We start from the raw sequence: 19,582 nt of genomic DNA on the forward strand, positions 1-19,582 counted from the left end.
CGCCACAGCGCGGCGACGGAACTCCTCAGGCTTCGCAGCAGGCATCACGGACTCCTTCTCCGGGACGATCATCGCCCCAACTCAGGTGTCCGGGAAACCCGGGACAGGTCACATCTTGGAATCCGCAAGGTGCGCTGCCATCCAACACTTCCCTGAGGAACGACAGCCTGGGGCCGAAGGTCTGCGGAACGCGCTCCGGCCCCAGGCTGGGCGCCCCGGACTCACGGCCGCGGCGGGAGCGCCCGGATGACGTCGAGCCCGGGGGAGAGCTCGACCTCGCCCACGGCGAACGGCACGAGCACCGTGTCACCCGCGGCGATCGGGAGCGTGCCCGACCCGGACGCCATCGTCCCGCTCCCGCCGACGACGACGACGACCGCGAACGCCGCCGGCAGACGCACGGGTTCCGTCGTGCGGATCCGTTCGGCGCGGAAGAACGGGTCCGCGGCCGGCGGGAACACGGAGGCGGTGGTGTCGTCGGACGCGGTCGGGGCGCCGACGAGCCGGGCGACGTCCTCCGCGGTCCACGCGCGCCGGTCGAGTGCCAGGAGCGATTCGTGCAGGCCGTTCCCCATGAGCGCCGTGGACGCGTCCAGTCCCGGGTAGCCGTCGTACTCGAGCAGGATCGACAGGTCCGCCGGCTGCTGCAGCTCCACGAGCGTGATGCCGGGCCCGATCGCGTGCGGCACCCCCGCGGGCACGAGCAACACGGACCCGGGCTGCAGCGGCACGCGGTGCATCGCGGCGAGCATCGCGCTGGCGTCCTGCTCCGCGAACCAGGCTGCGGCGTCGGCCTCGGAGACCTCGCGGGTGAACCCGAGGGACGCGTAGCCGTCGACGCCGTCCGCCACGGCGAGCACGATCCACGCCTCGGTCTTGCCGCGGGGCTCGCCGAGGTGGGTGCGGGCGTGGTCGTCGTCCGGGTGGAAGTGCACGAACAGGCGCTCCGCCGTGTCGAGCAGCTTCACGAGGAGCATCGTCTCGGCACCGAACCGGGCGACGTGCTCCGGGCCGAGGAACCCCTGGGGGTCGGCCCGGACAGCGTCGCGGAGTGTCAGCCCCGGGGCGAGCTCGGTGAGGCCCACGTGATCGGACCCGTGCACGGTCGTGACCGAGGCCACGAAGTCCTCGGGTGTGTACGGGTCCACCTCGGCCTCGGGGAGGCCGCGGAACCGCGCGATGCCGGCGCCGCCCCGGTACGGGCGAGCGGGCGGCTGGTTCGCGGCGAGGCGGATGGGGGCAGCGGACCAGTCGGCTCGTGCAGCGTCGTCCGCTGCGTCGTGCGGCTCGGGTCGATCAGGCAAGGTGCACCACCGCGTAGAGGTCGAGGGTCGGGATGGTCACACGCGCGACGCCCTCGGCGAGGTGCACGGGCGCGGTCTCGGGGGCGAGGCCCGGCCGGTGGACGGTCGCGGTCGTGATCGCGCGATCCGTGCGGACGCCGATCTCGAAGTCGAGCCGGCGCTGGACGGCGTCGTCGGCCTCCTGGTAGTCGAAGTTGACGACGTGGACGGCGAGCGTGTCGTCGGGCAGATGGTGGACGTTGACGGCCATCGCCTCATCGAACTCGCCGAGGACGTCCTGCGGTACCAGGTCGGGGATCGCGCGCACGTCGTCGAGGTGGGTCGTCCCGGCGTGGGTGAGCAGGGCCTCCCGGTCGGCCGCCGGCAACTCGGTGCCGTAGGCGCCGTTGACCACGACGCGTCCACCCTGGCCGAGGTAGGCGAGGAGCGCCTCGTGCTGGCGGGCGCTCATGTTCCACGCGTCCGGTACGACGACGGTCGCGTACGGCGCGAAGGTCGCTGCCACCGTGTCGTCCGGGCGGAGGCCCTCGTCCGGCAGGACGATCGCGTCGAAGGTGCGGCCGGACCGGCTGAGGCACTCGATGGTCTCCCAGTACGAGGAGGCGCGTGCGTCGACCGCCTCGACGGGCTCGAACCAGCGGCCGTCGTCGCTGAACATGTCCGAGTCCATCATCGCCCGCATGACGCTGGGGACGGAGTAGACGACGGCGGTGCTGTGCACGGAGACGTTCGACGTGACGGCGTCGAGACCGACGAGCGCCTGACCCGTCTCGACGGCGAGGTCCTTCGGCACCCAGTAGGAGTCCTTCACCTCGGTCCCGAGCCACGAGCCGTACGGCAGGGACATGTTCGCGCCCATCGCGTTCGCCTCGAAGATCGACAGGCGGAACAGGTCGTGCGCGCGTCCTCGCTGGATGCGGCGGAGCAGGTCCTCGGTGATGCCGCCGTACGGGTTCTCGACCGCGACGAGCGGACGTCCGCGGCTCATCCCGACGCCGTGCCGGAAGTACCAGGGCTGCTGGTACTTCGTCTCGCGCATCTCGGTGACGAGCACGTCGACGTCGTCGACCATCGCCTCGTAGAACGGCGCGCAGTCGTAGAAGTTGCCGGCGACGCGGACCTGCTTGCCCTGCGACGCCGCGTACTCCTTGACGTACGAGGCGACCTCGTGGAACGTCGCGGTGATCGCGATCTGCAGGAAGCGGCAGTAGTCGGCGTACAGCGGGTACGTCTGCGGGGCGGTCCCCGTCCGGTACCCCTGGCCGAGCAGCCACTGCCGGTAGTCGAACGTGGCGAGGTCGACGCCGGCGAGCTCCGCCGGGGGCGTGTCGAGGGTCTGCAGGTACGCCCGGAACCCCTTGACGCAGTCCTTGCAGAAGCAGCCGCCGTAGCGCAGGGCGAGCAGCGGCACGTCGGTCTCGTCGAGCTGGACCCCGGGCGCCCCGGCGTCGATCTGGATGCGGATGACCGCCTTGAGGTACTCGCGCCAGACCGGGTTGTTCCGGTCTGCGAGGTAGCAGGACTGGCCCGTGCCGTCGACCTCCACCCAGTGCGCGTGCAGGGGGCGGCCCTCGAGGTCGCGGGACACGACCTCCTCCCACAGGTCGGTGACCTGGTCGCCGTCGCTGTTCACGAGGCCGTCGGGGAAGTAGTGGCGGAACGGCTTCCAGTCGGCCGGTCCGGTGTCGGTCGAGAACTCGCGGAGGCCCATCGTCGTGCGCGTGCCGACGTCCCGCAGCTGGTTCTGGGCCAGCACGCGACCGTCCTCGACCTCGGCGGGGAACTCCCACGCCTGCGCCTCGAACACGATGCCGAACAGGTCGACGCCGCGCTCCTTCGTGTACGCGATGAACTCCGACTCGTTGACGTAGCCGTGCTGGCGGAACCGCTGCGGGATCGGCCCGAACGCCTCGTCCTCCAGGTACGGGAGGCTGATCACGCCGCCGCCGAGGCCGGCCCAGACGAGCATCGTCCCACCCATCTCGACGACGTCGTCCGCCATCGTGAGCCGCCGCGGGGGCATGCTCGGGTGGTAGCAGTGCTCGTTCGGGTACCAGCCGTCGAAGTAGATACCGCGTTCCATGTGTCGCTCTTCCTCCCACAGCGTCGTGGGCACGTGACGGGTCCGACCCGTCGGTCAGCTCCCGATGACGGGAGTGTCCATGAACCGGGCAGCGGCGCTGCGCCGGATGACCACGTCGACCGGGACCACCTGGGACCGCGTGTCGTCGTCGAGTGTGAGCACCATCCGCGCCGCCGACTGGCCCATGCCCCAGGCCGGCTGCGCCGCGACGGTGATCGCCGGGTCGACGAGGCGCGCCCACGGCACGTCGTCGAACATGACCAGCGAGAGGTCCTCGGGCACGCGGAGACCGCGGTCGCGGACCGCGGCCAGCACCGCCTCGCCGAGGATGTTGTTCGAGGCGAGGAGCGCGGTCGGCGGCACCGCCGAGTCGAGGAGGCGGATCGCGCTCGCGTAGGCGGTGTCCCGGGTGAACCGGGTGCGCACGACGAGTTCGTCGATCACGGGGACGCCCGCCTGCTCGTGGGCGAGCCGGTACCCCGCCTCGCGCTGGCTGCCCGTCGTGAGTTGGGAAGGCCCACCGAGGTACCCGATCCGCTCGTGCCCCAGGGCGAGGAGGTACTCCGTCAGTCGGCGGGCGCCCCCGAGGTTGTCCGCCAGGATGGACGGCACGTCGAGGTCGGCCATCGTCCGGTCGGCGAACAGCACGTTGATGCCGATCGCCCGCGCGGTCTCCCACGCGTCGAGGTTGCTCCCCGTGGGGAAGGCGATGATCCCGTCCACGCGTTGCTCGACGAGCAGGTCGATGTACTCCCGCTCGGTCGCCGGGTCCTCGCCGCTCGCGCAGAGGATCACGTGGCGTCCGAGCTCCTTGGCGCTCGCGAGGACCCCCTGGGCGAACTCCCCGTAGAAGTTGTTCGAGATGTCGGTGACGATGAGGCCGATGTTGTTCGTCGTCCGTCGTTTCAGGTCGCGACCGAGCGCGCTCGGACGGTAATGCAGGTCCTTGGCCGCCGCCTCCACCCGCTGGCGCGTGGCCGGGGCGACCGCTCCGACGTTCGAGAAGACCCGCGACACCGTGCCCATGCCGACGCCGGCCGCCTCGGCGACCTCGCGCATCGTGACCTGGCCCCGCTTGGGGCGTTGCGTGCTGTCGGTCATCCGTCGCTCCTCCCTGACGCGGCGCTCGCCGCGTGCCCTGCATAGCGCAGAGCGACAGGGACGACGTCCCGAGCGGGGGCAGCGGCGTTGCGTGGCATCGCGTCCCTCCTCGGGCAGGCAACAGAAAGTGGAACCGTTTCCACATCGAACAGTAGGAGGAACGCGCTGGCGCTGTCAATGGTGGCGGGCTCGGAGGCCCAATTCCGCCATATTTCTTGGCCAGAGGAGTTGACAACCCTCGGCGCGCGTGCGCATTGTTGGAACCGTTACCACTCAGCATCGATGCTGTGAGGGTCCGAGGAGCCGCGATGGCGCGGCCGGAGAGGTCCACATGACTGCACCATCCGCCTCCGTCGCGGAGCACATGCGGGCGAGCGTCCTGCACGCCCCGGGCGACGTCCGTGTCGACACCGTGCCGGTGCCCCGACTCGATCCCGACCAGGTCCTGGTCCGGATCGCCGCCGTCGGCGTCTGCGGCTCGGATGTCCACTACTTCCACGAGGGCCGCATCGGTTCGTTCGTCGTCGAGCAGCCCATGATCCTCGGCCACGAGTCGGCGGGCACGATCGTCGCCGTCGGGGCCGCGGTCTCGCCGGACCGCGTGGGCGAGCGCGTGTCGATCGAGCCGCAGCGCGCCTGCCGACACTGCGACCAGTGCAAGCACGGCCGCTACAACCTCTGCACCTCGATGGAGTTCTACGCGACGCCGCCGATCGACGGCGCGTTCGCGGAGTACGCCGCCATCCAGACCGATTACGCCCATCCGATCCCGGACACGATGTCGATCGAGGCCGCGGCGCTCTGCGAGCCGCTCAGCGTCGGCATCTGGGCCAACCAGAAGGCGCAGACCACGCCCGGGAGCTCGGTGTTCATCGCCGGGGCCGGGCCGATCGGTGTCATCGCCGCGCAGGTCGCGCGCGCGTTCGGCGCGACGCGGATCATCGTGAGCGACCCGGTGGCCGAACGCCGGGAGGTCGCACTCCGCTTCGGCGCGACGGAGGTCGTCGACCCGATGGTCGTCGACGTCGCCACCGCCGACTACGAGGTCGACGCCTTCATCGACGCGTCCGGCGCCGAACCCGCCGTCCGCGCCGGCATCCACGCTGTCGCTCCCGCGGGTCGTGTCGTCCTCGTCGGCATGGGCGCCGACGAGATCCGGCTCCCGGTGTCCCGCATCCAGAACCGCGAGCTCGTCGTCACCGGCGTGTTCCGGTACGCGAACACGTGGCCGATCGCCATCCGGCTCATCGCAGCCGGGCTCGTCGACGTGGACGCACTCGTGACCGGTCGGTTCGGCCTCGACGAGGTCGAGGCCGCGCTCGACGCGGCGACGCGCCCCGACACGCTCAAGGCCGTCGTCGTCCCCTGATCTCCCGTCGCCCGTTTCGTGGCCTCGGCCCGTCCATCCGGACGTCCCCGCAACACACCATCCCGAGACTCCTGAGGAGTACCCCCATGAAGATCCCCGCATCGTCGCGGCCGATCACCCGCGGACGACTGATCCGCCGGACCGCCGCCACCGTCGCCGCGGCAGCCGTCGCGATCGCCCTCGCCGCGTGCAGCGCCGGCGGCAGCGGCTCGTCCAGCAGCGCCATCACGGCCTGGAGCACCACCGCCGACAAGCCGAACATCCAGCCGTCCATCGCGACGTGGAACAAGGCGCACCCCGACCAGAAGATCACCGACTCGTACTTCGGCACGAACGACTTCAAGGACAAGATCCGCACCGCGATCAACTCGCCGCAGGCGCCCACGCTCGTCTACAACTGGGGCGGCGGCACGCTCAAGTCGTACGTCAAGGCCGGGCTCGTCAAGGACCTCAGCAGCGACCTCAAGTCGGACGCGTCCTTCACCGACAAGATCGTGCCCTCGATCGCGGACACCGGCAAGGTGAACGGCAAGACCTACGCGATCCCCGCGAGTTCCACCGCGCCCGTGGTCCTGTACATGAACAAGGACGTGCTGCAGAAGGCCGGCATCAGCGAGGCTCCGGCCACCTGGGACGACCTGCTCAAGGACGTCAAGAAGCTCCGCGCGGCCGGGGTGGCCCCGATCTCGCTCGGTGGTCAGAGCAAGTGGCCGTACCTCATGTACATCGAGTACCTCGTCGACCGGATCGGCGGCCCTGCTCCGTTCCAGGCGATCCTCGACAACAAGCCGAACGCCTGGTCCGACCCCGCCGTGATCCAGGCCACGACGATGATCCAGCAGCTCATCAAGGCCGGGGGCTTCGCGGACGGGTTCGCGTCGGTGTCCGCCGACACGAACGCCGACCTCGCGCTCATGGTGACGGGCCGCGCGGGCTTCCTCCTCCAGGGCACCTGGGCCTACTCGGGTATCTCGTCGATCGACCCGAACTTCGTCAAGAGCGGCAAGCTCGAGGTCGCACCGTTCCCCGCGGTCTCCGGCGGCAAGGGCGACCCGGAGGACATCGCGGGCAACCCCTCGGTCTACTGGTCGGTGTCGTCCAAGGCGTCCGCCGCCCAGACGAAGGCCGCGCTGCAGTACGTGACCAAGAGCGTCTGGAACGACTCGTACGTGAACACGATGATCGGGCAGGGGCAGATCCCGCCGGTCACCGGGGTGTCGTCGAAGCTCAAGGGCGACTTCGCCAAGCAGGCGGAGCAGATGATCACGGACGCGCCGCACTTCCAGCAGTCCTGGGACCTCGCGCTCAGCCCCGCCGCCTCGACGGAGTTCTGGACCCAGCTCGACCTGCTCTTCAACCAGTCGGAGACGCCGAAGGAGTTCTCCGACCACATGAACACGACCATCGGCAAGTAGGCATGCGCACACGGAACGGTGGGGCCGTCATCGACGGATCGGCCCCGAGCAGTTGGTTCGTCATCCCCGCACTCGCGATGTTCCTGGCGTTCGCGATCATCCCGCTGGTGATCGCGCTGGGCCTCAGCTTCACGAGTTGGGACGGCCTCACCGCTCCCGTGTTCAACGGGATCCGCAACTGGATCACCCAGCTCGGCGATCCACTGACCTACCACGCGCTGTGGCTCACGCTGCAGGTGATCGTGATCTCCTGGGTGATCCAGACGCCGATGAGCGTCCTCGTCGGGGTCTTCGTGTCGGGCAAGCAGCGGTACCGCGCCGTCCTCGCCGCGCTGTACTTCCTGCCCCTGATCCTGTCGTCGGCCGCGATCGCGATCGCGTTCAAGGCGCTGCTCGACCCGAACTACGGCGTCGGTCACGCGTTCGGGTTGCCCGCGCTGTCGAAGGACTGGCTCGGCAGCCCCGCCACGGCGCTGTACGTGGTGATCTTCGTCATCGCGTGGCAGTTCATCCCGTTCCACTCGCTGCTGTACCAAGCCGGCGCGCGCCAGATCCCGGCGTCCCTCTACGAGGCGTCGCAGATCGACGGGGCCGGACGGGTCCGCCAGTTCTTCAGCATCACGCTGCCGCAGCTCCGGAACACGATCATCACGTCCTCGACGCTCATGATCGTCGGGTCCCTGACCTACTTCGACATCGTGTACGTCCTCACGCAGGGCGGCCCCGGGTACGCGACCCGGATCCTCCCACTCGACATGTACCTGACCGGCTTCTCCGCCAGCGACCTCGGCGACGCGAGCGTGCTCGCCGTCATCCTCGTCGTCATCGGATTGGTCATCGCGCTCGCACTCACCCGGTTCAGCGGGTTCAACCGCATGACCAGCGAGCAGGAAGGCGCCTGATGGCGATCGCAAGCGTCCGGGACACCGCCGTGGGCGGATCCACCACGACCCGCACGAACGGCGCCGGTCGGCCACGGCGCACACGGGCCAACCGGAACGTCGTCGGCGCGGTCGCGGCCTGGGTCTGGCTCGCCGTCGTGCTCCTGCCGATCTACTACGTCGTGATCACGAGCATCACCGCGCAGGGCTCGTACTACACGCGGAACCCCCTCGCGCCGCCGACGCACCCGACCCTGGCGAGCTACGCGCTCGTGCTGCAGTCCGGCTTCGGCGTCTACTTCGCGAACAGCGTGATCGTCTCGCTCGTCACCGTCGTCGTGACGACCGCCGTCTGCCTGCTCGCGGCCTACGCGATCGTGCGCTCGCGGCGGTGGATCGTCCGGAGCACCTACTCCCTGTTCCTCCTGGGCCTGGCGATCCCGCTGCAGGCGACCGTCATCCCGCTGTTCTTCGTGCTCGGCCGCGTCGGCCTGTACGACACGCTCGCCGCGGTGATCCTGCCGTCGATCGCCTTCGCGATCCCGATCACGGTCCTCATCCTCGTCAACTTCATCCGCGACATCCCGGGGGAGCTGTTCGAGGCGATGCGGGTCGACGGTGCGGGGCAGTGGGCCATCCTGTGGCGCCTCGTGCTCCCGCTGTCGCGGTCGTCCATCGCGACGGTCGCGATCTACGACGCGCTCCAGGTCTGGAACGGGTTCCTGCTGCCCCTCGTGCTGACGCAGAGCGACGACAAGCGCGTCCTGCCGCTCGCGCTGTGGAACTTCCAGGGGCAGTTCAGCATCAACGTGCCGGCGACGCTCGCGGCGGTCGTGCTCTCGGCGCTGCCGATCCTGGTGCTGTACCTGCTCGCGCGGCGGCAGCTCGTCGCCGGGCTCACCATGGGCGCGGGCAAATGAGCGCGCGCTGACCGCAGTGGCCGCGTCAGGGCGTGGCCTGGTCGAACAGCCTCCCCGTGACCGACGTCGGTTCGATGACCACCGTCGCGATCTTCGGCGTGGGCAGCATCGACCGGAGTCGCCCCGCCGTGCCGTCGTTCGCCTGGGTCGTGTGGGCTGGCCCGCGGACGACGACGCTCCAGGCGGTCCACCCGTCGTGGTGGTCGACCTCGAAGACGAGTTCACGTCGGTCGGCCACGGCGGCGAGGATCGCGTGGCTCGAGGTCGCGAAGACGATCTGGCGGTCGTCGGAGAGGTGGTTGACGGGCAGGATCTCGATGCTCTCGTCGGTGCGGAACGCCACCCGCCCGGTGCTCGCGTCGCGCAGTCGGGTCCAGCACTGGTCCGGATCGAGGACCAGGACGAGCTCCTCGACCGGTGCGGTCGACGCGTGGGCGCCGGGCCGGTCGGAGGTGCGGGTCGGGACGGGCTCGGGGTCGTTCCGGTGCTCGCTCACTCGTTGTCACCACCCGTGGCAGCAGTGGCCGAGACGGTGTCGACACCGACGTTCGCCGAACGGACCGCGGCGGCGTCGTGGTGCGCGTCACCGTCGTCGGTCCAGGTCCAGTCGGCGACCTCGGGGATGTCCTCCCCGTGCTCCCGGGTCCAGGCGCGGGCAGCCATGCGGGCGTCCTGCATGCGCTGACGGAGTCCGGCTGAGCGGGACGCGAGCCCGGGAACGCGGTCGAGCACGTCGATGACGAGGTGGTACCGGTCCATGTCGTTGAGCATGACCATGTCGAAGGGCGTCGTCGTCGTGCCCTCCTCCGTGTAGCCGCGGACGTGCAGGTTGCCGCTGCCGTGTCGGCGGTACGTCAGTCGGTGGATGAGCCACGGGTACCCGTGGTAGGCGAAGACGACCGGCTTATCGGGGGTGAACACGGCGTCGAACTCCGCGTCGGACAGCCCGTGCGGGTGCTCGCCCTCGCTCACCAACCGCATGAGGTCGACGACGTTGACGACCCGGACCCGGAGCGACGGGACCTCGCGGCGGAGGATCGACGCGGCCGCCAGGGTCTCGAGCGTCGGGACGTCGCCCGCGCACGCGAGGACCACGTCGGGCTCCTCGCCGTCGACCTCGGTGCCGGCCCAGTCGAAGATGCCGAGGCCGCGGGTCATGTGCGCGATCGCCTCGTCCATGGGGAGCCAGTTGAACGTCGGCTGCTTGCCCGCCACGACGACGTTCACGTAGTCCACGCTCCGGAGGCAGTGGTCGTACGTCGAGAGCAACGTGTTGGCGTCGAACGGCAGGTACACCCGAACGATGTCTGGCTTCTTGTTGACGACGTGGTCGATGAAACCCGGGTCCTGGTGCGACAGCCCGTTGTGGTCCTGGCGCCACACGTGCGACGACAGCAGATAGTTGAGCGACGCGATCGGCCGCCGCCACGGGATGGTCTTGCTCACCTTGAGCCACTTCGCGTGCTGGTTGAGCATCGAGTCGACGATGTGGATGAAGGCCTCGTAGCTGGTGAACAGTCCGTGCCGTCCGGTCAGCAGGTAGCCCTCGAGCCACCCCTGGCACTGGTGCTCGCTCAGCATCTCCATGACGCGGCCCGCGCGCGCCAGGTGCTCGTCCGACGGCACCACCTCGGCGTCCCACTGCTTGTCGGTCACGTCGAGCACGGCGTTCAGGCGGTTCGACGCGGTCTCGTCGGGGCCGAAGATCCGGAACGTGTCCGGATTCGCGAGGACGACGTCGGCGAGCCACCGACCGAGGACCCGGGTGGACTCGTCGATGGAGCCGCCGTGCGCGGGGACGTCGACCGCGTAGTCGCGGAAGTCGGGCAACACGAGGTCCCGCTTGAGCAGCCCGCCGTTCGCGACGGGGTTGGCGCTCATCCGCCGGTCGCCGGTCGGGGCGAGCGCCGTCGCGAGTGCGACGGGCCGGCCCTCGTCGTCGAACAGCTCCTCGGGTCGGTAGGAGCGGAGCCAGCCCTCGAGCACCTGCAGGTGTTCCTCGGTGTCCCGGGCGCTCGCGAGCGGCACCTGGTGGGCACGCCAGCTGCCCTCGGCGGGCTTGCCGTCGATCTCGGCGGGGCACGTCCAGCCCTTCGGTGTGCGCAGGACGATCATCGGCCAGGCGGGGCGGCCCTCCAGGGTGCCCGCGGCGGCTGCGGCCTTGATCTCGGCGACGTGGTCGAGGACCCGGTCGAGGGTCTCCGCCATCCGGCGGTGGACCGCCCGCGGGTCCTCGCCGTCGAACCCGCCGGACACGACGTAGGGGGTGTGGCCGTACCCGCGCATGAGCGACAGCAGCTCCTCCTCGGGGATCCGGGCGAGCACGGTCGGATTCGCGATCTTGTACCCGTTGAGGTGCAGGATCGGGAGCACGACGCCGTCGTGGAGCGGGTCGATGAACTTGTTGGAGTGCCAGCTGGTCGCCAGGGGGCCGGTCTCGGCCTCCCCGTCGCCGACGACCGCGGCGACGAGGAGGTCCGGGTTGTCGAAGGCGGCGCCGTACGCGTGTGACAGGGCGTAGCCGAGTTCCCCGCCCTCGTGGATCGAGCCCGGGGTCTCGGGTGCCGCGTGGCTCGGGATGCCGCCGGGGAAGGAGAACTGACGGAACAGGCGCCGGACGCCGTCCTCGTCCTGCCCGATCCGTGGGTAGACCTCGGTGTAGGTGCCGTCGAGGTAGGCGTTCGCCACCATGCCCGGGCCGCCGTGCCCCGGCCCCGTGACGTACAGCGTGTCGAGATCGCGTTCCTGGATGGCCCGGTTCAGGTGGGCGTAGACGAAGTTGAGTCCGGGGGTGGTTCCCCAGTGACCGAGGAGGCGCGGTTTGACGTCGTCGCGGGTGAGCGGCCGTCGGAGCAGCGGGTTGTCGAGCAGGTAGATCTGCCCGACGGAGAGGTAGTTGGCGGTCCGCCACCACGCGTCGAGGCGGTCGATCGTGGGCTCGTCCACCTCCGCTCCGTTGCCGCGCCGGAAGGCCTCGGTCGCCGTGGTGTCGGTCCTGCTGATGGTCGTGTCGGTCATGCGTTCTCCTCGATGGGGTCCGGTCGAGTGGCCGCACCACTCGCTGCCGCGGTCGCGACGAGGTCGCGGTGGCGGGTCACGAGCACGGGTGCGGTCAGGTTGATGAGCACGTCGTGGAGCACCGCGCCGACGTACCCGGCCCGCGCCTGGGCCGGATGGCGCGCGCCGATGACGAGGAGCGCGTGCCCCAGCGCGACATCGAGCAGCATGGGCGCCGCTGGACGGGAAGCGGTGCGCGCGGACACCTCGAGGAGCGGGTGGGCGTCCTGGACGCGTCCGCCGGTGGTGCCGAGCGGGGTGCCGTCGTCGCCGGAGCCGTCGGGTTCGAGCGCCCGGACGAGCACGAGTTCCTCCTCACGGTGTTCGGCCTCCCTGGCCGCGGTCTCGCACACGTGCGCCGCCCCTGCACCGCCGCCGACGCCCGCGACGACACCGCGACGGAACCGCAGGTCCGTGTCCGGGACGACGACGACCGAACAGCGCGCGCCAGCCGCGAGGGCGAGTGCCCGCGTGCCGAGCGCCCGGCCGTGCAGGTGACCCGTCTTGTGCGTGCCCACCACGAGGAGGTCCTCGTCCTCGGCTACCCCGAGCAGGGCGGCCACGACGTCGTCCCCGTCGATCCGCAGCAGCGACACCCCGACATCGCGACGGCGGGTGCGAGCACGGGTGACCGCGGCCTCCAGGTCCGGGTCGGAGGGTGGGCCGTCCGGAACCGTGCGGACGTGGGCGAGCACGACGGACCCGTGGTCTCGCGCGGCGCGGTCGAGCGCCCAGTCCAGTGCGCGTCGACTCGGCCGCGAGTCGTCGAACCCGACGATGTACCGCTCACCCATGTGCCGCCTCCTCCTCGATGGTCCGTGCTGCGGCGGACCGGACCCAGAGACCAAGGTCCCGGCTCCCGCGGCTGCGCCGCCCCATAGGGTGAGGGGGGCGAGCGAGAGGACCGGCGTGGGGCAGGAGCAGGACCGACTCGAGTTCCCGAACGCGCCGCGGACGGCACTCGAGCGCACCATCGGCGACCTCGTCGATCGCGCGAACGAGGTCCTCGCGACCCAGGGGCGTCTCCGGCAGCTCCTCCGCGCGAACCGGCTCGTGGTCGAGGAGCTCGACCTGCCCGTCGTGCTCCGGCGCATCGTCGAGGCCGCGGTCGAACTCGCCGGCGCCCGCTACGGCGCGCTCGGGGTGATCGCCCCCGACGGCACCCTCGAGCAGTTCGTCCACGTCGGGATGTCCGACGCGGAGGTCGCCGCGATCGGGGACCTCCCCCGCGGCCGGGGGCTGCTCGGCGCGATCCTGACCACCACGACCCCGACCCGGCTCGAGCACCTCGCAGCGGATCCCCGAGCAGCCGGGTTCCCCGAGCACCACCCGCCGATGGAGGCGTTCCTCGGGGTGCCGATCCGCGTGCGGGACGAGCTGTTCGGCAACCTGTACCTGACGCGGGAGTCCGGCGTGTTCAGCGAGGAGGACGAGGAACTCGTGGCCTCCCTGGCCGCCACCGCCGGCGCGGCCATCGACCACGCGCGCCTCTTCGACGAGTCCCGACGCCGCCAGCGGTGGTCGGTGGCGCTCGCCGACGTGACGACCGCGCTGCTGTCGTCCGATGCCGTCGACGGCCTCGGCGTCGTCGTGGACCGCGTCGCCCCGCTGGTCGACGCCGATCTCGCCTGCGTGCTGGTCCCGGACAACACGGGCTTCCGCGTCGACGGCGCCCGCGGGGTCGACGCACACGATCTCGGAGCGGTGATCGAGGACGCCGACGACACGATCGCCGGCCGGTCCATCGAGAGCGGGCACGTCACCACGGGCGACCTCCGCGAGGACTCCGTCGACTGGCCGGACGGACTCCGATGGGCCGCCGCGGTGCCGTTCGCCGCGACGGCCGCCCCGCTCGGAACGCTCCTGCTCGCGCGTCGAGCAGGACGCCCGCCGTTCGCCAGCTCCGAACTCGACCTGGCGTCGGAGTTCGCGGCACAGGCGAGCGTGGCGCTCGAGCTCGCCCGCGGACGGCTCGACCGGCAGGAGCTCCAGCGCATCGAGGACCGGAGTCGGATCGCGCGTGACCTCCACGACCACGTCATCCAGCGGCTGTTCGCGGCGGGCCTGACGCTCCAGAGCCTCGAGCCCGCGGTCCCCGCGACCGTCCGTCAGGAGTTCGCGGACCAGATCGACGCCATCGACACCGCGATCGCCGAGATCCGCACGGCGGTGTTCGCGCTGAAGACACCGCCCCGCACGGCCCCGACCACCATCCGGCACCGCGTCCTCGACACGATCGCCGAGGTCACGCCCATGCTCGCCGGGCCGCCGAGCGTCACCTTCGGTGGGCCGGTGGACGCGCTCGTCCCGGACGAACTCGCCGACGACGTCGTCGCGGTCGTCCGGGAATCGCTGACGAACGTCGGGCGCCACGCGCGCGCCTCCACGACTGACGTCCGCGTGCTGCTCGAGGACGACCACCTGACCGTGCTCGTCGAGGACGACGGCCGCGGGCTCGGCCGCCCGGGCCGGGCGAGCGGCACCGCGAACCTCGCCGCACGGGCTGCCGCCCGCGGCGGCCACTACGCGCTCGACGGCCGCGACGGAGGCGGCACCACGATGACCTGGCGGGTCCCGGTGATCGAGGGGGAGGCAGCATGACGATCCGCGTGTTCCTCGTCGACGACCACGAACTCGTCCGGCAGGGCGTGGCGCGGATCATCGACGCGCAGCCCGACCTCGAGGTGGTGGGCGAGGCCGAGACCATCGGCCGGGCCGTCCCGCGTATCGCCGCGACCCGGCCGGACATCGCCGTGCTCGACGTCCGCCTGCCGGACGGCAGCGGCATCGACCTGTGCCGGACGGTGCGCTCGGCCAATCCGGACCTCCCGTGCCTCATGCTCACCGCCTACGACGACGACGAGGCGACGACGGCCGCGGTCCTCGCCGGAGCGAGCGGCTCCGTTCTCAAGGACATCCGTGGCAACAAACTCGTCGAGGCGATCCGCCGTGCCGCCTCGGGTGAGACCCTCTTCCCGGCCGACGCGGGACGGCGCGTGCGTTCCGCGGTCGTCCCCGCGAGCCCCGACCCCGACGCCGGACTCACCCGGCGTGAGCAGCAGATCCTCGACCTCATCGTCGAGGGCCTGACGAACCGGCAGATCGGCGAACGACTCCACATCGCCGAGAAGACCGTGAAGAACAACGTGACCGTCCTGCTCGGCAAGCTGCATCTCGAGAGTCGGACGCAAGCGGCCGTCTACGGCGTCCGGCGCGGCTGACCGTCGCGGGCCTCCCGGTCGTCCCGACGCGGTCGGGACCAAGTGCCCTCCTGCACCAGCCGGTCCTGGCGGGACCCTGGTTCCATGCCCGAGCGCGACGAGGTCCGACGACTCCCCACCGACGAGTGGGAGCGCCTGAAGCGCGACGCGCGCGAGCGCGCGGAGCACCGGCTGGCGGCCCAGCGTCGCGGCGGCAGTGACAGCGGGCAGCACACCGACGGAAGGCAGGAACCGTGAACCGCACCGTACTCGACCGACTCCTCTCCGCGAGCGGCGCGGTCATCGCCCTCGTCCTGCTCCTGGCGGGTGTCCTCATGACCTGGGCGCACGTGTACGTGCACGACCAGGTGCGGGACCAGCTCGTCGCCGAGAAGATCCAGTTCCCGGCGAAGGGCAGCGACGCGTTGAAGAGCAAGGACATCGGTCCGTACCTCAACCGCTACGCCGGACAGCAGCTCGAGACCGGCGCACAGGCGAAGGCCTGGGCCGACCACTACATCGCGGTCCACCTGCGGGAGATGACCGGCGGGAAGACGTACTCCGAACTGTCCGCCGAGGCGCAGGCGCACCCGAAGGACGCCGCACTCGCCGCCGAGGTCGACACCGTGTTCCGCGGCGAGACCCTCCGCGGCCTGCTCCTCAACGCGTACGCGTTCGACACCATGGCCACGCTCGCGCTCATCGGCGCGGTCGTCGCGTACGCCGGCGCCGTCGTGATGGCGGTGCTGGCACTGCTCGGACTCCGTCACGCCCGCCGGTACGCCGACGCCGCGGCGAGGCGCCCATCGGCCGAGGGCCGGGCGGCGGCCGTCTGAGCGGTTGCTGGCTCCGCTGTGTGCCGCATCGAACACCCCTGTCCGCACACAACAGGATGCTGCGGTGCCGGCCGGGCGTCGGAGTTCCGACGCCGTAGCCTCGACCCATGTCTGAGATCGTCCACGTCGTCCTCGTCCAGTGGAACGGGGACCACGCGTCATCCGAACAGCGCGCCGCGGAGCTCGTCCGGCAGCACCTCCCCGGCATCGACGGGGTGACATCGGTCGATGCCGGACCCAGCGTGAGCAGCGAAGGGCTCGAGGGGCGGTTCGACTGGATGCTCGTCGTCCGCTTCCGGGACCGCGCCGCGCTCGACGGCTACCTGCCGCACCCCGACCACCAGCCGGTCGCCGCGTTCCTCGGCGGGGCGAGCGCCGACCTGGTCGTGTTCGACATCGAAGCGGGGTCCTGACCCCGGCCGGAGCACCGCACCCGCCGCACCCGGGACCGCGCCGCACCCGCCGCGGACCCGGTCCCCATCGCGCCCCGCTCGCCCGGACCGCACCCCACCGACGGAATACCATCCGCCGTATGGTTTCCCGTCCCCTCCCGCCGATCGTGCCCCTGGCCGTCATCGTCGGCATCTCGCCGTTCGCGACGGACATGTACATCCCCGCGCTGCCTGCGCTCGCGAAGGACTTCGGGACCTCCACGAGTGCCGTGCAGGTGTCGCTCACGGCGTTCCTGGTCGCGTTCGCGGTCGGTCAGATCCTCGTGGGACCGCTCAGCGACTCGGTGGGGCGCCGGTCCATCCTCCTGGGCGGGACCGCCCTGTTCGCGGTGGCGTCGTTCGCCTGCGCCGTCGCTCCGGACAACGCCGTGTTCGTGATCGCGCGCGTGGTCGAGGGCCTGGGCGGTGCCGCCGGCGCGGTCGCGGGGCGCGCGGTGGTCACCGACGCCGCGCCTCCTGCCGACCGTCCACGCATCTACGCGGCGCTCGCCGCGATCAACGCCGTCGGACCGGTCGTCGCGCCCCTGGCCGGTGGCGCACTCCTGCTCGTCGGTGACTGGCGGATCATGTTCGTCGCGCTCGGGGTGCTCGGCCTCCTCCTCTTCGCGATCGTGCTCGTCCGCATCCCCGAGACCCTCGCGCCGCAGGACCGGTCGTCGGGAATCGGTCTCGGCGCGAACCTCCGCCGGATGGGGGCGTTGCTGGCCATCCCGCGCTTCGACTGGTACCTCGTGTCCTCGTGCGTCGCGACGATCGGCTTCTTCGCCTACATCTCCACGAGCTCGTTCGTGTTCCAGTCCGAGTTCGGGTTCAGCGAGACCGGGTACACCGTCGTCTTCGCCGTCGACGCCAGCTGCATGATCCTCACCACCCTGGCGTTCCGGCGGCTCGTCCGACGCTTCAGCGAGGACGCGCTCCTGACGACGGGACTCGTGGTCGGTGCCCTCGGCGCGGTCGGTGTGCTCGTCAGTGCACTCGCAGGCCTCGGGCCGATCGCGGTCTGGGTCTGCCTGGCGGTGGTGACGGGTGCCTGGGGCTTCGTGATCACCGGGTCCACGACGCGGACGCAGGCCCTCGGCGCGGCCTTGCCCGGTACCGCCGCGGCGCTGCAGGGTGGCATCAGCTTCGGGCTCGGCGGCCTCGGCACACCGCTGGCTGGGTGGTTCGGGGGGACGGCGGTCGCGATGGGGGCCGTGATGGCGACGGGGATCGTCATCGCCGCGGTCGTGCAGGTGGCTGCATCGGCCCGTGCCGGAGCATCCGGAACCCGACTGGGCTGACCGCAACGACACCACCGCAGAGGAGCCAATGCAAAGAAACCATTGCAAAGAGCACTTTGCAAAGGTATCTTCGGAGTCATGGCGACGAACACCCCCGAGCCCCGCGTCCTGCGGGTCGAGGCCCTCAAGGCCCTCGCGCACCCCGTGCGGACCCGGCTGCTCAACGAGCTCGCCTCGCACGGCCCGGCCACCGCCACCGCGCTCGGTGCCCGGATCGGCGAGTCATCCGGATCGACGAGCTACCACCTGCGCCAGCTCGCCAAGCACGGCATCGTCGAGGAGGCTCCCGAACTCGGCAGCGGCCGTGACCGCTGGTGGCGGCGCTACGCCGGCCCGCTCGAGTTCGGCGACCACGGAACCGACCAGAGCCGGGCGGAGCGCACGGCCACCGTGCTCGCGAGCATGAGCTTCCAGGACACGACGGCCGAGTTCATCCGCGACGCCCTCGCCTCGTCGGACGACCTGCCCGAGGCCTGGCGCGAGGTCAGTGACTTCTCGACCGCCTGGCTCCTCATGACCCCGGACGAACTCGCCGAGCTCGACCGGGGGATCAACGACCTCATCGGTCGGTACCTCCGCGCCAACGACCCGGCCTCGCGCCACCCCGACCCGGCTGCGCGTCGGGTGTTCGTCAACTACAACCTGTTCCCCGTCCTCGACGTCCCCAAGGAGTGACCATGAACGCGACCGTGCCCGTCACGTCCGTCCACCCGGTCGAACGAGCCGCCCACCGCATCGGGCTCGGGCTCGTCCACTGGAGCACCGCCCGCGCGGATCGCCGCGCACGCCGTCTCGCACGCGTCGCCGTGACGACCCCCGCACCTCGGGTCCTCCACGAACGCGCCGCCGTCCTGCACCACGCGTCGCTCGACCGGGAGGCCCGGGAGCGGTCCTGGGAGCGGCTCGCCTCGGCGCAGCCCCGGCTGCGCTGACCGCGGACGCCGACGCGGACCGGCACGCGGACCAGGACGGCACCGCGGATGCGACCGCGGACGCGGACGCGGCTCGGGCCCGCGCGGCATGATCGATCACGGGGCGGGCCGACCGCCCACCGAGGAGGACGAGCATGACCGACAACCACCCGTTCCGACGCCTGCCCGAGGTGCCCGCGTTCTCCGTCACGAGTGACGACGTGCAGGACGGCCAGGAGTTCCGGCCCCCGCAGTGGTCGGGGATGATGGGCGTCCCCGGCGGCGAGGACGTCTCGCCCCAGCTCACGTGGAGTGGCGCTCCCGAGGGCACGAAGAGCTTCGCGGTGACCATGTACGACCCGGACGCCCCGACCATGTCCGGCTTCTGGCACTGGACCGTGGCGAACATCCCGGCCGACGTGACCACGCTGCCGACCGGAGCGGGGGCTGCGGGCGGGGCGGGCCTCCCGGACGGCGCGATCCAACTGCAGAACGACGCCGGGGCGCCCCAGTTCGTCGGGGCGGCGCCGCCCGCGGGCCACGGTCCGCACCGGTACTTCATCGTCGTGCACGCGCTCGACGTCGCGGACATCGGAGTGCCGGCCGACGCCACGCCCGCCTACCTCGGGTTCACCATGTCGTCGCACATCCTCGGCCGGGCGACGCTCGTGGCGAGCGCGGAGACGCCGGGCGAGGCGTAGGCGCGACCCCGCCGCCGTCTTGGTGGATCCTGGGGGCGGCGGGTCGACCGTCGAGGTGACGGAAGGAGCGGT

The 19,582-nt window shown here is 71.2% G+C and carries 19 protein-coding genes; 13 read left to right on the forward strand and 6 right to left on the reverse strand.

What is annotated here, in order from left to right; genetic code table 11:
* Nucleotides 1-221: 221 nt before the first annotated feature.
* From DEI81_RS14170 to DEI81_RS14180, 3 genes are read right to left on the reverse strand one after another with little or no spacing between them, the layout of a single operon-like run.
* Nucleotides 222-1,304: a class I mannose-6-phosphate isomerase gene (locus DEI81_RS14170; RefSeq protein ID WP_111011382.1), complete on the reverse strand. Its 1,083-nt coding sequence runs from the start codon at nucleotides 1,302-1,304 to the stop codon at nucleotides 222-224.
* Entirely contained in the window at nucleotides 1,297-3,387 is a 2,091-nt protein-coding gene (locus tag DEI81_RS14175) for a hypothetical protein (RefSeq protein WP_111011383.1), read from the reverse strand. The genes DEI81_RS14170 and DEI81_RS14175 overlap by 8 nt, the downstream gene beginning before the upstream one ends.
* Nucleotides 3,388-3,441: 54 nt before the next feature.
* Nucleotides 3,442-4,488 (reverse strand): LacI family DNA-binding transcriptional regulator, encoded by a 1,047-nt coding sequence (locus tag DEI81_RS14180; protein WP_111011384.1) that lies wholly within the window; start codon nucleotides 4,486-4,488, stop codon nucleotides 3,442-3,444.
* Between the two features lie 331 nt (nucleotides 4,489-4,819).
* Here DEI81_RS14180 and DEI81_RS14185 point away from each other — a divergent pair, with 331 nt between their 5' ends.
* The 4 genes from DEI81_RS14185 (at nucleotide 4,820) to DEI81_RS14200 (ending at nucleotide 9,073) form a co-directional block, all read left to right on the forward strand.
* Nucleotides 4,820-5,857 (forward strand): NAD(P)-dependent alcohol dehydrogenase, encoded by a 1,038-nt coding sequence (locus tag DEI81_RS14185; protein WP_111011385.1) that lies wholly within the window; start codon nucleotides 4,820-4,822, stop codon nucleotides 5,855-5,857.
* 86 nt (nucleotides 5,858-5,943) lie between these two features.
* A complete protein-coding gene (locus tag DEI81_RS14190; RefSeq protein ID WP_111011386.1) occupies nucleotides 5,944-7,272 on the forward strand; it encodes an extracellular solute-binding protein in 1,329 nt (442 codons plus the stop codon).
* 2 nt (nucleotides 7,273-7,274) lie between these two features.
* A complete protein-coding gene (locus tag DEI81_RS14195) occupies nucleotides 7,275-8,174 on the forward strand; it encodes a carbohydrate ABC transporter permease (RefSeq protein ID WP_111011387.1) in 900 nt (299 codons plus the stop codon).
* Nucleotides 8,174-9,073, forward strand: a complete 900-nt coding sequence (locus DEI81_RS14200) for a carbohydrate ABC transporter permease (RefSeq protein WP_111011388.1) — start codon at nucleotides 8,174-8,176, stop codon at nucleotides 9,071-9,073. The genes DEI81_RS14195 and DEI81_RS14200 overlap by 1 nt, the downstream gene beginning before the upstream one ends.
* Nucleotides 9,074-9,098: 25 nt before the next feature.
* On the opposite strand, the gene DEI81_RS14205 is transcribed toward DEI81_RS14200, so the two are convergent.
* The 3 genes from DEI81_RS14205 to DEI81_RS16060 are packed head-to-tail and all read right to left on the reverse strand — an operon-like array spanning nucleotide 9,099 to nucleotide 12,924.
* A complete protein-coding gene (locus DEI81_RS14205; RefSeq protein ID WP_111011389.1) occupies nucleotides 9,099-9,569 on the reverse strand; it encodes a pyridoxamine 5'-phosphate oxidase family protein in 471 nt (156 codons plus the stop codon).
* On the reverse strand, nucleotides 9,566-12,091 hold the full coding sequence (locus DEI81_RS14210; RefSeq protein ID WP_111011390.1) for a phosphoketolase: 2,526 nt from the start codon (nucleotides 12,089-12,091) through the stop codon (nucleotides 9,566-9,568). The genes DEI81_RS14205 and DEI81_RS14210 overlap by 4 nt, the downstream gene beginning before the upstream one ends.
* Entirely contained in the window at nucleotides 12,088-12,924 is an 837-nt protein-coding gene (locus DEI81_RS16060; protein ID WP_181434992.1) for a universal stress protein, read from the reverse strand. The genes DEI81_RS14210 and DEI81_RS16060 overlap by 4 nt, the downstream gene beginning before the upstream one ends.
* Before the next feature lie 115 nt (nucleotides 12,925-13,039).
* Here DEI81_RS16060 and DEI81_RS14220 point away from each other — a divergent pair, with 115 nt between their 5' ends.
* The 9 genes from DEI81_RS14220 to DEI81_RS14255 all read left to right on the forward strand — a co-directional run bounded on the left by DEI81_RS14220 (nucleotide 13,040) and on the right by DEI81_RS14255 (nucleotide 19,510).
* A complete protein-coding gene (locus tag DEI81_RS14220; RefSeq protein WP_258368759.1) occupies nucleotides 13,040-14,731 on the forward strand; it encodes a GAF domain-containing protein in 1,692 nt (563 codons plus the stop codon).
* Nucleotides 14,728-15,351, forward strand: a complete 624-nt coding sequence (locus DEI81_RS14225) for a response regulator transcription factor (protein ID WP_111011392.1) — start codon at nucleotides 14,728-14,730, stop codon at nucleotides 15,349-15,351. The genes DEI81_RS14220 and DEI81_RS14225 overlap by 4 nt, the downstream gene beginning before the upstream one ends.
* Before the next feature lie 84 nt (nucleotides 15,352-15,435).
* On the forward strand, nucleotides 15,436-15,588 hold the full coding sequence (locus DEI81_RS16315) for a hypothetical protein (protein WP_181434991.1): 153 nt from the start codon (nucleotides 15,436-15,438) through the stop codon (nucleotides 15,586-15,588).
* On the forward strand, nucleotides 15,585-16,166 hold the full coding sequence (locus DEI81_RS14230; RefSeq protein ID WP_111011393.1) for a hypothetical protein: 582 nt from the start codon (nucleotides 15,585-15,587) through the stop codon (nucleotides 16,164-16,166). Before DEI81_RS16315 ends, DEI81_RS14230 begins: the two co-directional genes overlap by 4 nt.
* Before the next feature lie 107 nt (nucleotides 16,167-16,273).
* Complete coding sequence (locus DEI81_RS14235; protein WP_111011394.1) at nucleotides 16,274-16,579, forward strand: Dabb family protein; 306 nt, start codon at nucleotides 16,274-16,276, stop codon at nucleotides 16,577-16,579.
* Between the two features lie 119 nt (nucleotides 16,580-16,698).
* Entirely contained in the window at nucleotides 16,699-17,898 is a 1,200-nt protein-coding gene (locus DEI81_RS14240) for a Bcr/CflA family efflux MFS transporter (protein ID WP_111011395.1), read from the forward strand.
* Nucleotides 17,899-17,976: 78 nt separating this feature from the next.
* On the forward strand, nucleotides 17,977-18,573 hold the full coding sequence (locus DEI81_RS14245; RefSeq protein WP_111011396.1) for a transcriptional regulator: 597 nt from the start codon (nucleotides 17,977-17,979) through the stop codon (nucleotides 18,571-18,573).
* A 2-nt stretch (nucleotides 18,574-18,575) separates the two neighbouring features.
* A complete protein-coding gene (locus DEI81_RS16320) occupies nucleotides 18,576-18,830 on the forward strand; it encodes a hypothetical protein (protein WP_111027567.1) in 255 nt (84 codons plus the stop codon).
* A gap of 134 nt (nucleotides 18,831-18,964) precedes the next feature.
* Entirely contained in the window at nucleotides 18,965-19,510 is a 546-nt protein-coding gene (locus DEI81_RS14255) for a YbhB/YbcL family Raf kinase inhibitor-like protein (RefSeq protein WP_111011398.1), read from the forward strand.
* Nucleotides 19,511-19,582: the final 72 nt, after the last annotated feature.

This window comes from Curtobacterium sp. MCBD17_013 (assembly GCF_003234565.1).
In the GTDB taxonomy this organism is placed as follows: Bacteria; Actinomycetota; Actinomycetes; order Actinomycetales; family Microbacteriaceae; genus Curtobacterium.

What these genes read in the sequence shown, in the direction of transcription:
- DEI81_RS14175 (WP_111011383.1), bottom strand. Translation starts at nt 3,387, where the DNA reads ATGGAACGCGGTATCTACTTCGACGGCTGGTACCCGAACGAGCACTGC.
- DEI81_RS14180 (WP_111011384.1), bottom strand. Translation starts at nt 4,488, where the DNA reads ATGACCGACAGCACGCAACGCCCCAAGCGGGGCCAGGTCACGATGCGC.
- DEI81_RS14185 (WP_111011385.1), top strand. Translation starts at nt 4,820, where the DNA reads ATGACTGCACCATCCGCCTCCGTCGCGGAGCACATGCGGGCGAGCGTC.
- DEI81_RS14190 (WP_111011386.1), top strand. Translation starts at nt 5,944, where the DNA reads ATGAAGATCCCCGCATCGTCGCGGCCGATCACCCGCGGACGACTGATC.
- DEI81_RS14195 (WP_111011387.1), top strand. Translation starts at nt 7,275, where the DNA reads ATGCGCACACGGAACGGTGGGGCCGTCATCGACGGATCGGCCCCGAGC.
- DEI81_RS14200 (WP_111011388.1), top strand. Translation starts at nt 8,174, where the DNA reads ATGGCGATCGCAAGCGTCCGGGACACCGCCGTGGGCGGATCCACCACG.
- DEI81_RS14210 (WP_111011390.1), bottom strand. Translation starts at nt 12,091, where the DNA reads ATGACCGACACGACCATCAGCAGGACCGACACCACGGCGACCGAGGCC.
- DEI81_RS16060 (WP_181434992.1), bottom strand. Translation starts at nt 12,924, where the DNA reads ATGGGTGAGCGGTACATCGTCGGGTTCGACGACTCGCGGCCGAGTCGA.
- DEI81_RS14225 (WP_111011392.1), top strand. Translation starts at nt 14,728, where the DNA reads ATGACGATCCGCGTGTTCCTCGTCGACGACCACGAACTCGTCCGGCAG.
- DEI81_RS16315 (WP_181434991.1), top strand. Translation starts at nt 15,436, where the DNA reads ATGCCCGAGCGCGACGAGGTCCGACGACTCCCCACCGACGAGTGGGAG.
- DEI81_RS14235 (WP_111011394.1), top strand. Translation starts at nt 16,274, where the DNA reads ATGTCTGAGATCGTCCACGTCGTCCTCGTCCAGTGGAACGGGGACCAC.
- DEI81_RS14240 (WP_111011395.1), top strand. Translation starts at nt 16,699, where the DNA reads ATGGTTTCCCGTCCCCTCCCGCCGATCGTGCCCCTGGCCGTCATCGTC.
- DEI81_RS14245 (WP_111011396.1), top strand. Translation starts at nt 17,977, where the DNA reads ATGGCGACGAACACCCCCGAGCCCCGCGTCCTGCGGGTCGAGGCCCTC.
- DEI81_RS16320 (WP_111027567.1), top strand. Translation starts at nt 18,576, where the DNA reads ATGAACGCGACCGTGCCCGTCACGTCCGTCCACCCGGTCGAACGAGCC.
- DEI81_RS14255 (WP_111011398.1), top strand. Translation starts at nt 18,965, where the DNA reads ATGACCGACAACCACCCGTTCCGACGCCTGCCCGAGGTGCCCGCGTTC.